Source organism: Janthinobacterium foliorum, assembly GCF_978021625.1.
Genome location: NZ_CDXDQE010000010.1, coordinates 240,261 through 256,490, shown reverse-complemented (window position 1 = coordinate 256,490; position 16,230 = coordinate 240,261). Strand labels below are relative to the sequence as shown.

Genomic DNA, 16,230 nt, shown 5'->3' with positions numbered 1-16,230 from the left:
CAGAACAAGAAAGCATCCAATATGAGCAACATTTTGAACCAGCGCCACCTCGACAGCCTTGAGTCGGAAGCCATCCACATCATGCGCGAAGTGGCGGCCGAATCGGCCAACCCCGCCCTGCTGTTCTCGGGCGGAAAGGACTCCGTCGTCCTGCTGCGCCTGGCCGAGAAAGCCTTCCGCCCAGGCAAGTTTCCCTTTCCCCTCGTGCACATCGACACGGGCCACAACTTCCCGGAAGTCATCACCTTCCGCGACAAGAAAGTGGCGCAGCTGGGCGAGCGCCTGATCGTCGGCTCCGTGGAAGACTCGATCAAGCGGGGCACCGTGCGCCTGCGCAACCCGGCCACGGATTCGCGCAATGCGGCGCAAGCCGTGACCTTGCTGGAAACCATCGCCGAACACGGCTTCGACGCCTGCATCGGCGGCGCCCGCCGCGATGAGGAAAAAGCCCGCGCCAAGGAACGGATCTTCTCGTTCCGCGACGAATTCGGCGCCTGGGACCCGAAAGCCCAGCGTCCGGAACTGTGGGACTTGTATAACACCCGCGTCCATCCGGGCGAAAACATGCGCGTGTTTCCCATCTCGAACTGGACCGAGCTGGATGTATGGCAATACATCGCCCGCGAGCAGCTGGAACTGCCGCCGATCTACTTCGCGCACGAACGCCAGGTGATCCCGCGCAATGGCCTGCTGGTGCCGCTGACGGACCTGACGCCGCCGCGCGAAGGCGAAACGGTGGAAACGCAAGTCGTGCGCTTCCGCACCGTGGGCGACATTTCCTGCACCTGCCCCGTGTCGTCCGACGCGGCCACGGTCGATGCCATCATCGCCGAGACGGCAATCACGCAAATCACGGAACGGGGCGCCACCCGCATGGATGACCAGACTTCCGAAGCCTCGATGGAAAAACGCAAGAAAGCAGGGTATTTCTAATGAACGCAGCAATCCAGAACACCACTCTCAGCAACAGCGTCGAACGCGGCATGTTGCGTTTCATCACGGCCGGTTCCGTCGATGACGGCAAGAGCACCCTGATCGGCCGTTTGCTGTTCGACAGCAAGGGCATCTTCGCCGACCAGCTCGACGCCATGTCGCGCTCCAAGCACAAGCGCACGGTGGGCGACACGGTCGACCTGTCCCTGCTGACGGACGGCCTGGAAGCGGAGCGCGAGCAAGGCATCACCATCGACGTCGCCTACCGTTACTTCGCCACGCCGAAACGCAAGTTCATCATCGCCGACACGCCGGGCCACGAGCAATACACGCGCAACATGGTGACGGGGGCGTCCACCGCCGACGCCGTCATCATCCTGATCGACGTGTCTAAAGTGAAGCTGGGTGACGACGGCAGCGTGGAACTGCTGATCCAGACCAAACGCCACTCGACCATCGCCCACCTGCTGCAGATCGAGCACGTGGTCGTCGCCGTCAACAAGATGGACCTGGTCGACTACGATGAAACGGTATACAACCGCATCGTCGCCGCCTACCGCGAATTCGCCCGGTCGCTGGGCCTGAAAGACATCACGCCGATCCCGCTGTCGGCGCTCACCGGCGACAACGTCGTCGAACGGGGCGAGAAGCTGGGCTGGTACACGGGCCCGACCCTGATCGAGCTGCTCGAGTCCCTGTCCGTCTACGACGAATCGCACGACGCGCCCTTCCGCTTCCCCGTGCAGCTGGTGGCGCGCCACAACGGCCACGAAGCCAACGACTTCCGCGGCTACATGGGGCGCATCGAGGCGGGCAAGGTCAGCATTGGCGACACCCTGGTGGTGCAGCCATCGGGCCAGACGGCCACGGTGAAAGATATCGTCACCCTGGACGGTTCGCTGCCAACGGCCGTGGTGGGCCAGTCCGTGACCCTGCTGCTCAACGAGTACCTGGACATTTCGCGCGGCGACTTGCTGGCCAGCAGCGATCGCCCTGCCACCCTGCTGAAACAAGTGGTGGCCGATGTGTGCTGGCTGTCGGAAGACGGGCTGGACCTGCGCCGCAAGTACTGGATCAAGCACGGCACGCGCCAGACGGCGGCCAAGGTGACGGCGGTCGATTCCATCCTGGACATCAACACGCAGCAGCGCCACCCGGCCGACGGCCTGAAGCTGAACGATATTGCCCGCATCAGCCTGAACGTGCAGCAGCCGCTGGCGGCCGATGCATATGCCGATATCCGCGCCACGGGCGCGTTTATCCTGATCGATGAAGTCACCCACCAGACGGTTGCGGCCGGCATGGTCCGACTCTAACCCCACATCGTCCAGGAAAGGCAGCCATATGAACAGCTCCCCATCTCTCCCCGGCAAGGTCTACCTGATCGGCGCCGGCCCCGGCGCGCAAGACTTGATGACCTTGCGCGGCGCGCGCCTGCTGGCGCAAGCGGACGTCGTGCTGCACGACGCACTCGTCACCGAAGAGATGCTGGAGTTGTGCCCCCAGGCGCAGAAGATTCTGGTGGGCAAGCGCTGCGGCCAGCTGTCGACGGCGCAAGCCTTCATCAACAAGCAACTGGTCGACAATGCGCGCAAGCACGCCGTCGTGGTGCGCCTGAAAGGCGGCGACCCCATGCTGTTCGGCCGCGCCGACGAGGAATTGCGCGCACTGGAAGAAGCGGGCATCGCCGTGGAAGTGGTGCCCGGCATCACGACGGCACTGGCGGCCGCGGCGGCCACGCAGCAGCCGCTGACCAAGCGGGGCGTGTCGCGCAGCGTCGCTTTCTTTACTTCCAGCACGGCGCCGGGGGAACCGGACCAGACGCGCATCCCCGACTGCGATACCCTGGTGCAGTACATGGGTGGCCGCGAAGCCATCGTCACGGCGCAGCGCCTGCTGGCGCAGGGCCGCCCTGGCGATACCCCCGTGGTAGTGATCGAAAACTGCAGCCGCCCCGACCAGCGCATCGTGCGCCTGCCGCTGAGCGCGCTGGCGCACGGTCTGGGCGACGCCCATGGTCCCGTACTGGTGATGCTGGGCGCCGCCATGGCAACGCGCGACAAGCAGGCCACCGAGGCGCCGCAGGGCGTGCCGGAACGCCGCCATGCCTGAATTAAACACAGCGTATTTTACCGACTTTAAAGTCAGTAACTGACGTCTTCAGAAAAAACATGATACGATGCTCACGCATCTTTTCTCGAGAAGTTATTGTGCGATAGCAATGAAACTCGCGCTTCACCCTGCCATAGCGTCTGCTGTGCGGCCTCCCGGCTGACGGGAACCGCGCACCAACCTCCCCGAAAAAAGCTGCGCCGCAGGCCGCAATACCGCGCCGCGCAACTTGAAACGTCACACCCTACATGAATTTCACTTCCATGCGCGAAGCCCTGGCTTCGCTCAGCCGCAGCAATGCCGGCGTCACCAGCGCCGTGCTCCTCAGCATGCTGGCCTCCATCGCCCTGTGGACGGTCTTCCCCGATATCGACGACGAAAACCATTTGCTGGAATGGCTGCAGGCGCTGTTCCTGGCCCTCGCTTGCAGCGTGCACGGCGTGCGCGCCTGGCAGGAACCCGACCGGCAGTCGCTGCGCTTCCTCATGCACGCGGGCTTATGCGCCCTGATGTTCGGCTTCCTGCTGCGCGAACTCGACATCGACCAGTTCGGCACGGCGCCCGCCTGGGCGCAGGCTGAAAAAGCCCTGCGCGTCATGGAATTGCTGATTCTGATACGCCTGCTGATCTTCTTTGCACCGCGCGCGCGCAAGGTGTTCGCCGCGGCGCCGCGCATTTTCGGCATGCGCATCACCATCCTGACGCTCATTGGCGGCTTGCTGATGGTGGCCGGCTGGCCGTTCGACAAGAAAGTCTTCCATGGCATGCCCGACGCTTATGCCCTGCTGGGCGAGGAAGTGCTGGAACTGGGCGCCTACCTGCTGCTGTTCCTCGCTTCGCTGTCTGACAGCTCGGCAGCCGCGCGTATCAGCCTGGCGCCCAAGGGCAAGCGCTAGACAGTTTCAAATGAAGAAGGCAGCGGCAGCAGCCGCTGCAAGGCAGCCGCCACGCGCAGCAGGCGCGGATCGTCGTCCTCGGCCTCGTCGCAGGTGTCGTTGATGCAGAAAAACGGCAGGCTGCCAAAACGCGCCGACAGTTCCGCAAGCTGTTCTGGCGCATGCGCATCGCCGCTGGCGATATGCAGCGGGTCCAGCACCTTGTCGCGCGCAACACCCTGATGCACCATCCAGCGCGGCACCAGGTCGGGCAGCAATGCCGGTACCCGCCATGAACGGAACACCGTCGCGCGCACGCCGGCGAACATGGCCGGCGCCAGCGCCTCGAGCGCGTGCAGCGCGCTTTTCAGCATGGGCCGCGGCGCGTGCGCATACAAATGCGCCGCGTGCCGGTAATCGGCGTATTGCGCCGAGAGCCATTGCCTGGCCAAGGTGGCGCAATTGACAGGCGCCGCCACGTCGTCGCGCAACTCTTCCAGCGCCTCTTGCCGCGCGCTTTCCGTAAAGGCGCTCAGGCGCCCGCCCTCCCCCTCGCCAAACCAGAAGGCCGGCTCGAACGGCGCGCCCAGAAAAACGTCGTCATTCAGGTAGAGAAACCGTTCGGACAGGCCGGGGATATGGTGCAGATACGATTCGATATGGCCCGAGTCGAACACGGGCAGCGCCGCGCCGGGCATCAGGCTGGCGTGGTCGATCACCGTCAGGCGCGGCGAGGCGCGCAGCCATTGCGGCACTTGCCCGTCCGTCAGCAGGTAGACGTGGCCATGGCCGGGAAAGAAGCGCTCCAGCGCGCGCAGGTTGTAGCGCAATTCGCCATTGTCGCGGTAGCGCCCCGCCACATTGCCGTGCAGGGCCAGCTGGCCGGGATGGACCTGCGCCCAGGCGGCGTAGGCCTGCTGCCGGCGCGCGCGCCAGGCCGGGTCGGCGCCGTCGACCCACAGGTAGACGATATCGATGCCGCTCAAGGGGTATTGCTGGAACCTGGCGCCGCCACGCAGTAATCGGCGATGGCGGCCAGCACGCTGGCGTTCTCGCCCACCGCCTCGACCACCTTCAGACGTAGTTGCGGATGGCGCTGGCGCAGTTCTTCCACCAACAAGGGCAGGTCGCGCAGCACGTGCCCCCCCTGCCCCAGGAATACGGGCACCACGGTGACGTCCAGCAGGGCGCCGGCGGGCAGGCCGTCCAGCAGGCCTTGCACCAGCTCGGGCAGGCGCGGCGTCATCAGCTCCAGGAATGCCAGGTGCACACCGGTGCCGGGCAGGCGCGCCTGGGTCAGCTCGCGCAGGCGCTCGAATGGCGCGGCCCAGGCGGCGGCGCGCGCGCCATGGGCGAACAGGACCAGCGCCTGTTTCACGTCCGTTTCCATCAGTGCCGCTCCACCCACCACAGGGCGCCCAGCGCCAGCAGCAGGTACAGGGTGCTTGGCGCCACGGCCGTCAGGAACGCGGGCCAGGTGCTGAGCAGGCCCAGGTGCGAGAACAGGGTGTTGACCAGCATGAAGCTCACGCCGATCATGATGCCGATGAAAATTTTCAGGCTGATGCCGCCGCTGCGCGTGTGCATGTAGGCGAACGGCAGCGCCAGCGCCATCAGCACGAAGATGGCCAGCGGGTCGATCAGTTTTTTCCAGAAGGCGATGCGGAAGCGCTCCGTCTCCTGCTTGTTCTCGGCCAGGTGGCGCGTGTACACGGCCAGTTCGCTGGCCGACATGCGCTCGGGATCGGACGCCGACACGGTCAGGATCTTCGGCGTCACTTCGGACACCATGTCCTTGCTGGCGCTTTGCACGGTGCGCACCATGCTCGTTTCCTGGCCATAGTAGTTTGTCAGCTTCGGCTCGAATCCGGGCGTGGCGGCAGCGCTGTTCGAGAACGCGGTTTCCGTCACATCGGTCAGGCGCCAGACATTATTGCCCTGGTAGGTCGCGCCCTTGGCCACGGTCAGGGTGCGCAGGCGCATGTCGGTGTCAAACTCGTACAGCTTGACGTTTTTCAGCCTGCCGTCCGGCTGCGCTTCGCCGACATTGAAGAAACGCGAACCGGTGACGGTGCCCGTCAGGCCATCGCTCTTGACCATGTCCTTGGTCCACAGGCCGGAACGGAATTCGCTCGAGACGGCCGCGCCGCGCGAAGTCAGCTTGAGACGCTCGGCCAGGGTTTCCGTGCGCGGCGTGATCAACTCGCCGAAGATGAAGGTGATGACGACGAAGACGATACCGATGCGGAACAGGAAGCCGGCCGCCATCGCCGTCGACATGCTCGACGCGCGCATGATGGTAAATTCCGAGCTGGCGGCAAACTGCGCCATCGTATAGATGGTGCCGATCAGGGCCGCGATGGGCATCACCTCGTACACGTGGCCCGGCACCAGCACCAGCACGTACAGGAACGCATACTGGATGCTGTAGCCGTTCTTGCCCACCTTCGGCAGCTCGCCCGTCAGGTCGATGAACGCCTGCAAGGCCAGGAAGGCCAGCAGGACAAAGAACACCGCCTGGAAAATCGAGACGGCAAAATAGCGCTGTAAAATCTTCATTTCGATGCCGCTTTACTTGTTTTGCCGGCGCAGCGCGCACGCTTGAACGATGCCAGCAGGACCAGCGGATGGTAGCGGTGGTTGACATTCAGGCGCCAGGCAAACAGCGCCACGACGGCCAGCGCCGCCAGCAGGTGCAGCGGCCACCAGGCCACGCCGAACGTCAGACGCCCCTGTTTCACGCTCGCTTCGACGACCTTGATCAGGTTGCTGTAAGTGAAGAAAATCAGCAGGGCCACGATCAGGTTGGCCGAACTGCCCGCGCGCGGGTTCACGAAGCCCAGCGGAATGGCCAGCAGGATGAGCATCAGGCCGATCAGCGGCGCGCTCACGCGCCACAGCAATTCAGCCATGGTGTACGGATTCGGATCGGCGATCAGCGCCATGGTGCTCATGGCGCGCACGCCCAGTTCCGCCCCCAGCTCCTGCTGCTTGCTCTCGATGCGCATGATGTACTGTTCGAATTCCATGGTCTGGAAGTCCGCCTGCGTCGGTATGCCCTGGTAGCGGCGGCCGCTCTTGAGCACCAGGAAGCGCTGGCCCTTTTCATCGGTATTGATCACGCCTTCCTTGGCGACGACGACGACGGCACTGCCTTTTTCATCGACGGTGTTGACGAAGACGTTCTGCACCACGTTCTTTTCGCCGCTGACGCCTTCGACGAAGAAGATGCGGTTGCTGCCGGCCGATTCGCGGAACTGGCCCGGCGTGACTTTCTGCAGGTCTTCGCGCTTTTCGAAGCGCGCCACATATTCATCGCTTTTCATCTGCGCCCACGGCGTGGCGTACAGGCTGAGGATGCCGGTGGCCAGCACCAGCGGCAGGCCAAAGCTCAGGACCGGCCAGATCCAGCGCGACAGGCTCAGGCCCGAGGCAAACCACACCACCATTTCCGACTCCTTGTAGCTGCGCGTGACCACCATCAGCACCGAGATGAAACCGGTGAGGATGAGAATGGTGGGCAGCTGCATCAGGGCGGAAAAGACCATCAATGACATGACGTCGGACGAGGCGATCTTGCCGCCCGCCGCCTTGCCGAGGATACCGATCAGCATCCAGGTAAGCAGGATGCTGAACAAAACAGTGAAGGTGGCCCCGGCGGCACTAGCCAATTCACGTCGAAGGGCGCGTTGAAAGATCATTCGGAGTTTATAATTCGGGTCAGTTAGTTGAGTAACACGTTACTAGTAAATGAAAACGGAGAACCAAATGGACTTTAGCATAAAAGCATTCGATACCAAGAGCACCCTCGGCACGGCCAAAAGCGGATGCATCGCGGTTGCGGTATTCGAAAACAAAAAACTGTCGCCAGCGGCAAAATCGCTGGACAGCAAGGGTGCGATTTCGGCTGCGCTGAAGTCCGGCGATATCAGCGGCAAGCCGGGCAGCACGTTGCTGCTGCGCGCAGTCGATGGCGTCGTCGCCGAACGCGTTCTGCTCGTCGGCATGGGCAGCGATGAAACCGTCAGCGAAAAAAGCTTCGCCGCCGGTGTACAAGCGGCGCTGAAGGCATTCGGCTCCCTCGGCGCTGCGGACGCCATTATCGCATTACCGCTGACGGAAGTGAAAGAGCGCGACGTAAATTGGGCAATCCGTTGCGTGGTGCAAGCCGCCCATGACGGCGAATACCGCTGCGATTCGCAAAAAAGCAAAAAAGACCCGGCGCCAGCAGGCGTGCGCAAGATCGTCCTGTCGGCACCGGCCACCGCCGCCACGCGCGGCGCGCTGGCGCAAGCCATCGCCATTGCCAACGGCTCCGACCTGACGCGCAACCTGGGCGACCTGCCGGCGAACATCGCCAACCCGACCTACCTGGCCAACACGGCCAAGCAGCTGGCCAAGGATTACAAGTTTGAAGTGGAAGTGCTGGACCGCAAACAGCTCGAAGCGCTGAAAATGGGCAGCTTCCTGTCCGTCACCAACGGCAGCGAACAGCCACCGAAGTTCATCGTCCTGAAGCACATGGGCGGCAAGGCCAAGGATGCGCCAGTCGTCCTGGTCGGCAAAGGCATCACCTTCGACACGGGCGGCATTTCGATCAAGGCCGGTCCTGGCATGGACGAGATGAAATACGACATGTGCGGCGCCGCTTCGGTGCTGGGCACCTTCCGCGCCATCGGCGAAATGAACCTGAAGCTGAACGTCATCGGCGTCATCGCCGCCTGCGAAAACATGCCATCGGGCCGCGCCACCAAGCCGGGCGACATCGTCACCTCGATGAATGGCCTGACCATTGAAGTGCTGAACACCGACGCCGAAGGCCGCCTGGTGCTGTGCGACGCGCTGACCTATGCGGAACGCTTCAAGCCGGCAGCCGTGGTCGATATCGCCACCCTAACGGGCGCCTGCGTCATCGCCCTAGGCCACCACAACAGCGGCCTGTTCACGCGCAGCGATGCGGCGCATGACCAGCTGGCCAATGAACTGCTGGCAGCGGGCAAGCAAGCGAGCGACACCGCATGGCGCATGCCGATCGAAGAGGCGTACAACGAGCAGCTGAAGTCGAACTTCGCCGACCTGGCCAACATCGGCACGCCAGGCGGCGGCTCGGTGACGGCAGCGGCGTTCCTGGAAAACTTCACCAAGAAGTACACCTGGGCGCATCTGGACATCGCCGGCACGGCCTGGAAATCGGGCGGTTCCAAAGGCGCGACCGGCCGTCCGGTGCCTTTGCTGACCACGTTCCTGATCAACCGCGTGTAAGGGAGCGCCAGAGCAAAGCTGCTGCGCGGGGCTGTTGGCGGCCGCCGATGCGCGCCGTACTTAAAGTACGGCTGCGCTTCTCGGCCACCACCGGCTCCCGCCCGCAACGGTTTTATCAGGCGCCTTGACGCCGCAAAAAAAACCGCCAGGCCTCAATAAGCATGGCGGTTTTTTGCATTCTTGCGCAGTATTTAATAGACGAAGTATTTAATAGACGACCGGATCGGGAATCGGCAATGGCGCCACTTTCGGCTGCACCACGCTTTGCGGCGTCGCTTCGCCGGGAGTGGCCGGTGCCGGCGCGGCGACGCGCACGGGCGGTGGCGGCGGCGCCAGGCGCGCCGGGTCCTGCATGACGATCGTCAGGACAGATGGATAGTCGAAGCCGGCGCCCGTGTTGCGGTCGACGAAATAGCCGACGCCAAGGGTCAGGATCACATTGCCCCAGACACTGCCATTGAGCTTGGGGTCGATGCTGCTGTCCTGCGCGACGGCGGGCGAGCCGTGCTTCCTGCAGTCGACCTTCAGCGGCTCCCGGCTCTTGCGGATGGTGATGCGCCCCGGCGTGGTGACAAACCACTTGCCCACGTCATTGCTGAGGATGCAGCCGGCGCCCGTCAGCTCGCGGTTGTCCTGGATGGTTTGCACCAGCACCATCTGGTCGGTGTTGCCCGTCAGGGTGGCGCAGCCGCCCAGGCCACACAGCAGCAACGCCTTGGCGGCAAGAGCGGCAGACGAAGATCCACGCATGGGAAACTCGCTTAACGGACGGGGATGGGCTGCTCGCCAGGCACGGCGACGGCAGTGACGCTGTTTTTCGGACTGCCCTCGATCAGGCGGTCGGAATACACCAGGTAGACCAGTGCATTGCGCTTGCTGTCGACCATGCGCACCACGCGCACGTGCTTGAAGAAGATCGAGGCGCGCTCGGTAAACACTTCTTCCTGGCGCGGCAGCTTGCCCTTGAATTGCAGCGGCCCCACCTGGCGGCAGGCGACGGCGGCATCCGCCTTGTCCTCGGCCAGGCCAACGGCGCCCTTGATGCCGCCCGTCTTGGCGCGCGACAGGTAGCAGCTGACGCCACCGACACGGGGATCGTCGTAGGCTTCCACGACGATCTTGTGGTCGGGGCCGATCAGCTTGAAGACGGTATCGACGGAGCCGATGGTTTCGGCCTGCGCCGTGGCGCACGCAGCGCCCAGCAACAGTGTAGCGGCCAGCAATTTATGCATCGGGAGACTCATAGAAGTAAGCCTGCGCACCCAACCAGCAAAGCTGGCTGGCGCGTGCGGGCACGGCCATCAGTTGATGGGCGCAAAACGCTGCACCATGACGCCTTCGACCTCGATCAGCTGAAAGAACACGTCTTTCGGCCGGGTCCAGATCGAACCGTCAGCGGCGCGATAGACGATCATCGGCGTCAGGTCCGATTCCAGCGTGGCTTCGCACACCAGTTCGTAAATGCCGCCCTTGTAGTGCCGATAACGCATCGCCGTCCCCTCAAGCCGTGGAATCTTCGCTCTTGTCGTCGGCCAGCGCCTTCTGTTTCATTTTCAGGCTCTGGATCACTTTCAAAATGCCTTCCATGCCGGCAGCGCCATCGGCGCCGCTGAAGGCGTCAAGCACTTCATTGAGCACCTTGTTGCGCACGGTCGCTTCATCGGACGACATTTCCAGGGCGCGCTGTGCCTTGGCCGCTTTTTCAGCGGCACTGACCCGCGGCTTGGTCGCCGTCTTGCCATGCGTCAGAGCCGCCTGCCAGATAACCCAGCGGCGCTGGGTCTCGAAAATCAGGTACTCGTCCGGTTTGTCTTCTCTTCGCCGCACAATGTGGCCGTCACGCTGCGCCCACGCTTCAAATGCAGTTCGCATTTTCTTCCTTTGCAAATGCTACGCGCAAGTCTCACTATTAAAACTGCAACATTTCAAAATAGTACCATCTATTGATGTCGCAAAACAGTCTCATAGATATAGTACTGCAATTTATATAACAAGTCTGGCGGCGCCCGGGAAGGAATTGTCATTCCGCCCCCGGGCACAGTGGTCATGTAAGTCGGAATAGCAATTACAACTAATTACAACTGCTTCCTGTCTGGGTGTTAACTTGGCTGTAACAAAGCCGTGTGACACAGTTGTTACATTCTGCCATTTTAGTAGTTTTTATCGCGTTTTAGCGAGAAACTTTACACCTTTGTCGTGTTAAATGGCCATACGCAGCAAGCCGCGCGAACCACTTATGCCAAATCAATCATAGTGGTTGATCAATCATACACAAAAACATAATATTCATGCGCCACGATTGGTTAAAAATAAATACTTTTTTTATACTCTTTTTCCCTGCAAGCAAATAAAGCAGGTGCTCGGCAAGCCGGGCAGGACGCCAGCGGCAGGCATGCGGTAAGATTCGCGCCTATCGACACGCAATCAACACTCCGGTCATCGCCGCAGTCTTTATCTATCACGCAAGGATTTTTCCCATGAAACTCGCCACCTGGAACGTCAATTCGCTCAAAGTGCGCCTGCCGCAAGTGCTGCAGTGGCTGGCCGACAACCCGGTCGACATACTTTGCCTGCAAGAAACCAAGTTGACGGACGACAAGTTCCCCGTCGCCGACATTGAAGCGGCTGGCTACCAGGTGGTCTTCAGCGGCCAGAAGACCTACAACGGCGTGGCCATCCTGTCGAAGCTGCCGATCACCGACGTGGTCAAGAACAACCCGCGCTATGAAGATGCGCAGCAGCGCATCCTGGCCGCCACCATCGGCGGCGTGCGCGTCGTCTGCGCCTACGTGCCGAATGGCCAGAGCGTCGATTCGGACAAGTATGAATACAAGCTGGGCTGGCTGGCCGCCCTGCACGACTGGCTGGCGGAAGAAGCGCGGCAGCACCCGCAGCTGGCCGTCGTCGGCGACTACAATATCGCGCCCGACGACCGCGACGTGCATGACCCGGTCGCCTGGGAAGGCCAGGTACTGGTCTCGGACAAGGAACGCGCCGCACTGCAGCGCCTGCTCGACATCGGCCTGACGGACGCCTTCCGCCTGTTCGAGCAGGCGGAAAAATCGTTCAGCTGGTGGGATTACCGCCAGCTGGGCTTCCGCCTGAACAAGGGCCTGCGCATCGACCACATCCTGCTCTCGCCGGCCCTGGCCGCCCGCTGCACGGCGTGCATCATCGACCGCGTACCGCGCAAATGGGAACAGCCGTCCGACCACGCGCCCGTCGTGGCGACGATCGATTAACTGACGGCGATTCGCTCCAGCAAGGCCTGCGCATTCGCCGCCGGCACGGGGGCGGAAAACAGATAGCCCTGCGCATAGCGGCAGCCGTTCGCCTGCAGCAGGGCGAACTGTTCTTCCGTCTCCACGCCTTCGGCCACGGCCGACAATTGCAGGCTGTCGGCCAGCGCGATGATGGCGGCCACGATGGCGCGGTCTTCGCCACTGTGTTCCAGGTCCTTGATGAAGGCGCGGTCGATCTTGACCTTCTTCACGGGGAAGCGCTTCAGGTAAGCCAGGCTGGAATAGCCGGTGCCGAAGTCGTCGATCGACAGGCGCAGTCCCATCGCATTAATCTGCCGCAAAATCTCCAGCGTATGCTCACCGTGCTGCATCAGCGCCGTTTCCGTGATCTCGAATTCCAGCAGCGATGGGGCGATGCCCGTCTCGCGCACGACGCTGCCGATGGCCGCCACCAGGCCCTTGTGCATGAACTGGCGCGGCGACAGGTTCACCGCCAGCGGCACCGGCTGCAAGCCCTGGCGCTGCCAGGCCATGCTTTGTTCGCACGCCTGCCGCATGACCCACTCGCCGACCGGCACGATCAAGCCGTTTTCCTCCATGATGGGAATGAAGCGGTCCGGCAGCACCAGGCCGTGGCCGGGACGGCGCCAGCGCAGCAGCACTTCCATGCCGTGCAGGCGCCGCGTGGCGATGTCGATCACGGGCTGGTAAAACAGCTCGAACTGCTGCAGCGCCAGCGCCGTGCGCAAGCTGCTTTCCAGGTCAAAATGCAGGGCTGCCGCCTGGTTCATCGTCTGCGTGAAGAACTGGTAGTTATTGCGGCCATTGCCCTTGGCGTGGTACATGGCCGCATCGGCATGGCGCATCAGCGCGTCGACATCGCCGCCATCGTCCGGATACACGCAGATGCCGATCGACGGCGTCACGTGCAGCACATGGCCGTCGAGGGGAAAGGCCGGCGTCAGCGCCTCGATGATTTTCTCGGCCACGCGCGCCGCTTCATCGGCGCCGCGGATGCCGGGCACCAGCACGACGAATTCATCGCCGCCCAGGCGCGCCACCGTGTCGCTGGCGCGCACGGCGCGGCACAGGCGCCCCGCCACTTCTTTCAGCAGCAAATCGCCCGTCATGTGGCCCAGCGAATCGTTGATGGTTTTAAAACGGTCCAGGTCGATGAACATCACGGCCAGCTTGCGCCCGGAACGCTGCGACGCCAGCATGGCCCGCTCCAGGCGGTCCGACAGCAGCGCGCGGTTCGGCAAGCCCGTCAGGTTATCGTGGTAAGCCATGTGGTGCACCCGCGCCTCGGCCTGGCGCCGCTCGACGATCTCGCCCTGCAGCAGCAGATTGGCGCCGGCCAGTTCCGCCGTGCGCTCCTGCACCCGCAATTCCAGTTCATCGCGCGCGCGGCGCACCGCTTCGGCCGCCTCGCGGCGCGCCGTCACGTCGTCGACCAGCCACACGGAGCGGCCATGCGCATGCGCCAGGTCGAACGGCCGCCCGGATAGGCGCGCCCAGAAGCGGCTGCCATCCTTGCGCACCAGCTGGTATTCCGACATGTGCACCCTGCCCGCCTCGAAATCGCGTGCCGTCTCGCTGCGCGCCGCCTTCCAGGCCGCCATGTCCGGGTACAGCGCCTGCACCGACAGGCCGTTGATTTCGCCGGGCGCATAGCCGAACAGCTCTTCCATCTTGCTGTTGCTGCGCAAATTGAAGCCGCCCTCCACCACCGAAATGCCCAGCACGGCGCTGTCGAGGATGGCCTGGTTTTCCAGCAGCGCGTTGCGCAGGGATTCTTCCGCGCGCTTGGCCTCCGTGCGGTCCTCGATGATCCAGATGGTGCCGGCGGCGGGATCGCTGGGATTGACGACATAGGCGATCAGCTGCGCCCACAGGGTCGTGCCGTCGCGGCGCATCATCTCCACTTCCGTCTGGAACGGCTTGCCCACGGAGAGGAAGGGAAAAGCGGCCGCGCCCAGCAGCTCATACGATTGCTGCGATACATACAGCGCGCGCCCGGGCAGGCCCAGCGCCTCGTCGCCGCTATAGCCGAACATGGCGGCAAAGCCCAGGTTGTAGCGCGTGATCTGGCGGTTCTTCGTGTACAGGATGCTCACCGAGGCATTCGTCATGATGGCCGCCACCTCCATCTGCGTCTGGCGGCTGGCCGTGACGTCTTCGAGTATCCAGATGGTGCCTTGCTCGCTGTGCTCCTGGTCGACGGCCTTGGCGCGGATGCGGCACCAGAACAGGCTGCCGTCGCGGCGGCGGAACAGCGATTCGTCCTGCTCGTACGGCAATCCCTGGCCCAGCAGCGGCGTCGCTTGCACGCCAAATTCCTCGTAGGCGGCGGGCGAGGGAAACAGTGCGGCGGCCGGCAAACCCGTCATCTCTTCCTGGGTATAACCGAACATGGCGGCGAAGCGGGGATTGCAGCGCAGGACCAGGCGCGAGCGGGAAAACAGGATGCCGACGGAAGCGTTGTCGAGGATGGCCTGCTGCTCCAGCATCAGCTGGCGCGTCGCCTCCTCGGCCGCCTTTTGCGCGCTGCGGTCATCGAACAGCCAGATCGTGTCGTGCAGCGCGCGGTCCGGCTGCTGTTCGGGATTGAGCACATAGCCATAAGCCAGCGCCCAGAAGGTCGAGCCATCGCGGCGGCGCATTTCCATCTCGCCGCGGAACGGCAAGCCGCGCCGCAGCAGGGGCGCCGCCTGCCGCACCACGTTTTCGTAGGCGGCGCGCGACGGATACAGGTCGGCGACGGGCAAGCCCACGCCGCTGTCGCCATCAAAACCGAAGCATTCGGCGAAGCGCCGGTTGTAGCGCAGCACGCCCTTGTCGCGCTGGAAGCCGATGGCCAGCGGCGCGTTGTCCATCACGGCCTGCATTTCCAGCATGGCGCGCCGCAGCTGGTCCTCGTCGCGCCGGTGGTCGCTGATATCCTCGATGATCCACACCGTGCCGTCATGCGTATTGAGCGGGTCGACGGCGCGCCCGTGCAGCCGGCTCCAGAACAGCGACCCATCCTGGCGCCGCAATTCCAGTTCGGCGCGAAACGGCTTGCCCTTGGACAGCAGCGGCGCCGCTTCCAGCCCCAGGGCGCGGCAGTCGGCGGCGGAGCGGTACAGCACCGCGCCCGGCAATCCGGTCAGCTGGTGGCGCGCGTAGCCCAACATTTCGGCGGCGCGGATATTGCACTCCTCGATGAAACCGCCCTTGGAAAACACGATGCCGACGGCCGCGCTTTCCAGGATGGCCTGCTGTTCCAGCAGGGTCTTGCGCAAGGCCTGCTGGTCGCGCTGCTGCACGCTGATATCGGCAAACACCAGGGTCGCGCCGGGCAAGCCATCGTCCACCGGCAGCGGCTTGGCCCACACCTGCACGGCGATATGCATGCCGCGCCCCTGCAGGCTGCTGTCCCAGTGGCGCTCGCGTCCGGCCGCGCCCAGCGCGCCGCGCAGCATGCTGCTGCTCGATGCGCGGTAAGCCTCGCTGAAACAGTCGGCCAGCAGGCGTCCCGAGATATCCATGCCCAGCAAGGACGCCAGCGCGCCATTCGCCGCCACCACCACGCCGCAGGCGTCGCAGGCACAGGCGGGCAAGGCGATCAGCTGCAAGGCATCGGTGATGAAATCGGGACTGGTCGGAACGCGGTTCATGGACACCATGGGACGGTTAAAGGCAAAGTAAGCATGCGCCTGGGCAAAGATTCTCTCAGGCATCATGGTGCTGTCAGATCATAAACCAGTTTCCGCGGGTTTTTTCATATTCCTTATTGGCAATAACTGAAACGCCACAGACCACTT

15 protein-coding genes are annotated in these 16,230 nt (G+C 63.4%); 6 read left to right on the top strand and 9 right to left on the bottom strand.

What is annotated here, in order from left to right; genetic code table 11:
* The first annotated feature begins 21 nt into the window (after positions 1-21).
* The 4 genes from cysD to ACZ92H_RS20545 all read left to right on the top strand — a co-directional run bounded on the left by cysD (position 22) and on the right by ACZ92H_RS20545 (position 3,941).
* Positions 22-933: a sulfate adenylyltransferase subunit CysD gene (cysD, locus tag ACZ92H_RS20560; RefSeq protein ID WP_071324787.1), complete on the top strand. Its 912-nt coding sequence runs from the start codon at positions 22-24 to the stop codon at positions 931-933.
* A complete protein-coding gene (locus ACZ92H_RS20555; RefSeq protein ID WP_465050841.1) occupies positions 933-2,249 on the top strand; it encodes a sulfate adenylyltransferase subunit 1 in 1,317 nt (438 codons plus the stop codon). The genes cysD and ACZ92H_RS20555 overlap by 1 nt, the downstream gene beginning before the upstream one ends.
* A gap of 28 nt (positions 2,250-2,277) precedes the next feature.
* On the top strand, positions 2,278-3,045 hold the full coding sequence (gene cobA / locus ACZ92H_RS20550) for a uroporphyrinogen-III C-methyltransferase (protein ID WP_465050840.1): 768 nt from the start codon (positions 2,278-2,280) through the stop codon (positions 3,043-3,045).
* Positions 3,046-3,293: 248 nt separating this feature from the next.
* Complete coding sequence (locus ACZ92H_RS20545; RefSeq protein ID WP_131373748.1) at positions 3,294-3,941, top strand: hypothetical protein; 648 nt, start codon at positions 3,294-3,296, stop codon at positions 3,939-3,941.
* Here ACZ92H_RS20545 and ACZ92H_RS20540 read toward each other — a convergent pair.
* Genes ACZ92H_RS20540 through lptF form a run of 4 tightly spaced genes read right to left on the bottom strand, consistent with a single transcriptional unit; the run spans position 3,938 to position 7,621 of the window.
* Positions 3,938-4,906, bottom strand: coding sequence for a Stealth CR1 domain-containing protein (locus tag ACZ92H_RS20540; RefSeq protein ID WP_465050838.1), 969 nt, complete (start codon positions 4,904-4,906; stop codon positions 3,938-3,940). The two genes, ACZ92H_RS20545 and ACZ92H_RS20540, sit on opposite strands and share 4 nt — an antisense overlap.
* Positions 4,903-5,310 (bottom strand): sirohydrochlorin chelatase, encoded by a 408-nt coding sequence (locus tag ACZ92H_RS20535; RefSeq protein WP_465050836.1) that lies wholly within the window; start codon positions 5,308-5,310, stop codon positions 4,903-4,905. Before ACZ92H_RS20535 ends, ACZ92H_RS20540 begins: the two co-directional genes overlap by 4 nt.
* Positions 5,310-6,479, bottom strand: coding sequence for an LPS export ABC transporter permease LptG (lptG, locus tag ACZ92H_RS20530; protein ID WP_131373751.1), 1,170 nt, complete (start codon positions 6,477-6,479; stop codon positions 5,310-5,312). The genes ACZ92H_RS20535 and lptG overlap by 1 nt, the downstream gene beginning before the upstream one ends.
* Positions 6,476-7,621, bottom strand: a complete 1,146-nt coding sequence (lptF, locus tag ACZ92H_RS20525; protein WP_131373752.1) for an LPS export ABC transporter permease LptF — start codon at positions 7,619-7,621, stop codon at positions 6,476-6,478. Before lptF ends, lptG begins: the two co-directional genes overlap by 4 nt.
* A 67-nt stretch (positions 7,622-7,688) precedes the next feature.
* On the opposite strand from lptF, the gene ACZ92H_RS20520 reads away from it, so the two are divergent.
* Positions 7,689-9,182 (top strand): leucyl aminopeptidase, encoded by a 1,494-nt coding sequence (locus ACZ92H_RS20520; protein ID WP_465050835.1) that lies wholly within the window; start codon positions 7,689-7,691, stop codon positions 9,180-9,182.
* Between the two features lie 207 nt (positions 9,183-9,389).
* On the opposite strand, the gene ACZ92H_RS20515 is transcribed toward ACZ92H_RS20520, so the two are convergent.
* From ACZ92H_RS20515 to ACZ92H_RS20500, 4 genes are all read right to left on the bottom strand, one after another.
* A complete protein-coding gene (locus tag ACZ92H_RS20515; RefSeq protein WP_465050834.1) occupies positions 9,390-9,932 on the bottom strand; it encodes a hypothetical protein in 543 nt (180 codons plus the stop codon).
* Between the two features lie 11 nt (positions 9,933-9,943).
* Entirely contained in the window at positions 9,944-10,414 is a 471-nt protein-coding gene (locus ACZ92H_RS20510; protein WP_092798512.1) for a CreA family protein, read from the bottom strand.
* Positions 10,415-10,483: 69 nt separating this feature from the next.
* Positions 10,484-10,672: a DUF1653 domain-containing protein gene (locus ACZ92H_RS20505; protein ID WP_065306721.1), complete on the bottom strand. Its 189-nt coding sequence runs from the start codon at positions 10,670-10,672 to the stop codon at positions 10,484-10,486.
* A 10-nt stretch (positions 10,673-10,682) separates the two neighbouring features.
* Positions 10,683-11,054, bottom strand: coding sequence for a phiTE_015 family protein (locus ACZ92H_RS20500; protein ID WP_131373754.1), 372 nt, complete (start codon positions 11,052-11,054; stop codon positions 10,683-10,685).
* Positions 11,055-11,659: 605 nt separating this feature from the next.
* Between ACZ92H_RS20500 and xth the strand changes: the two genes are divergently transcribed.
* Positions 11,660-12,424 carry an exodeoxyribonuclease III gene (gene xth, locus ACZ92H_RS20495; protein ID WP_465050832.1) on the top strand — a complete coding sequence of 255 codons (765 nt, stop codon included), beginning with the start codon at positions 11,660-11,662 and terminating at the stop codon, positions 12,422-12,424.
* Here xth and ACZ92H_RS20490 read toward each other — a convergent pair.
* A complete protein-coding gene (locus ACZ92H_RS20490; protein ID WP_465050851.1) occupies positions 12,421-16,083 on the bottom strand; it encodes a sensor domain-containing protein in 3,663 nt (1,220 codons plus the stop codon). The genes xth and ACZ92H_RS20490 overlap by 4 nt on opposite strands.
* Between the last annotated feature and the right edge of the window lie 147 nt (positions 16,084-16,230).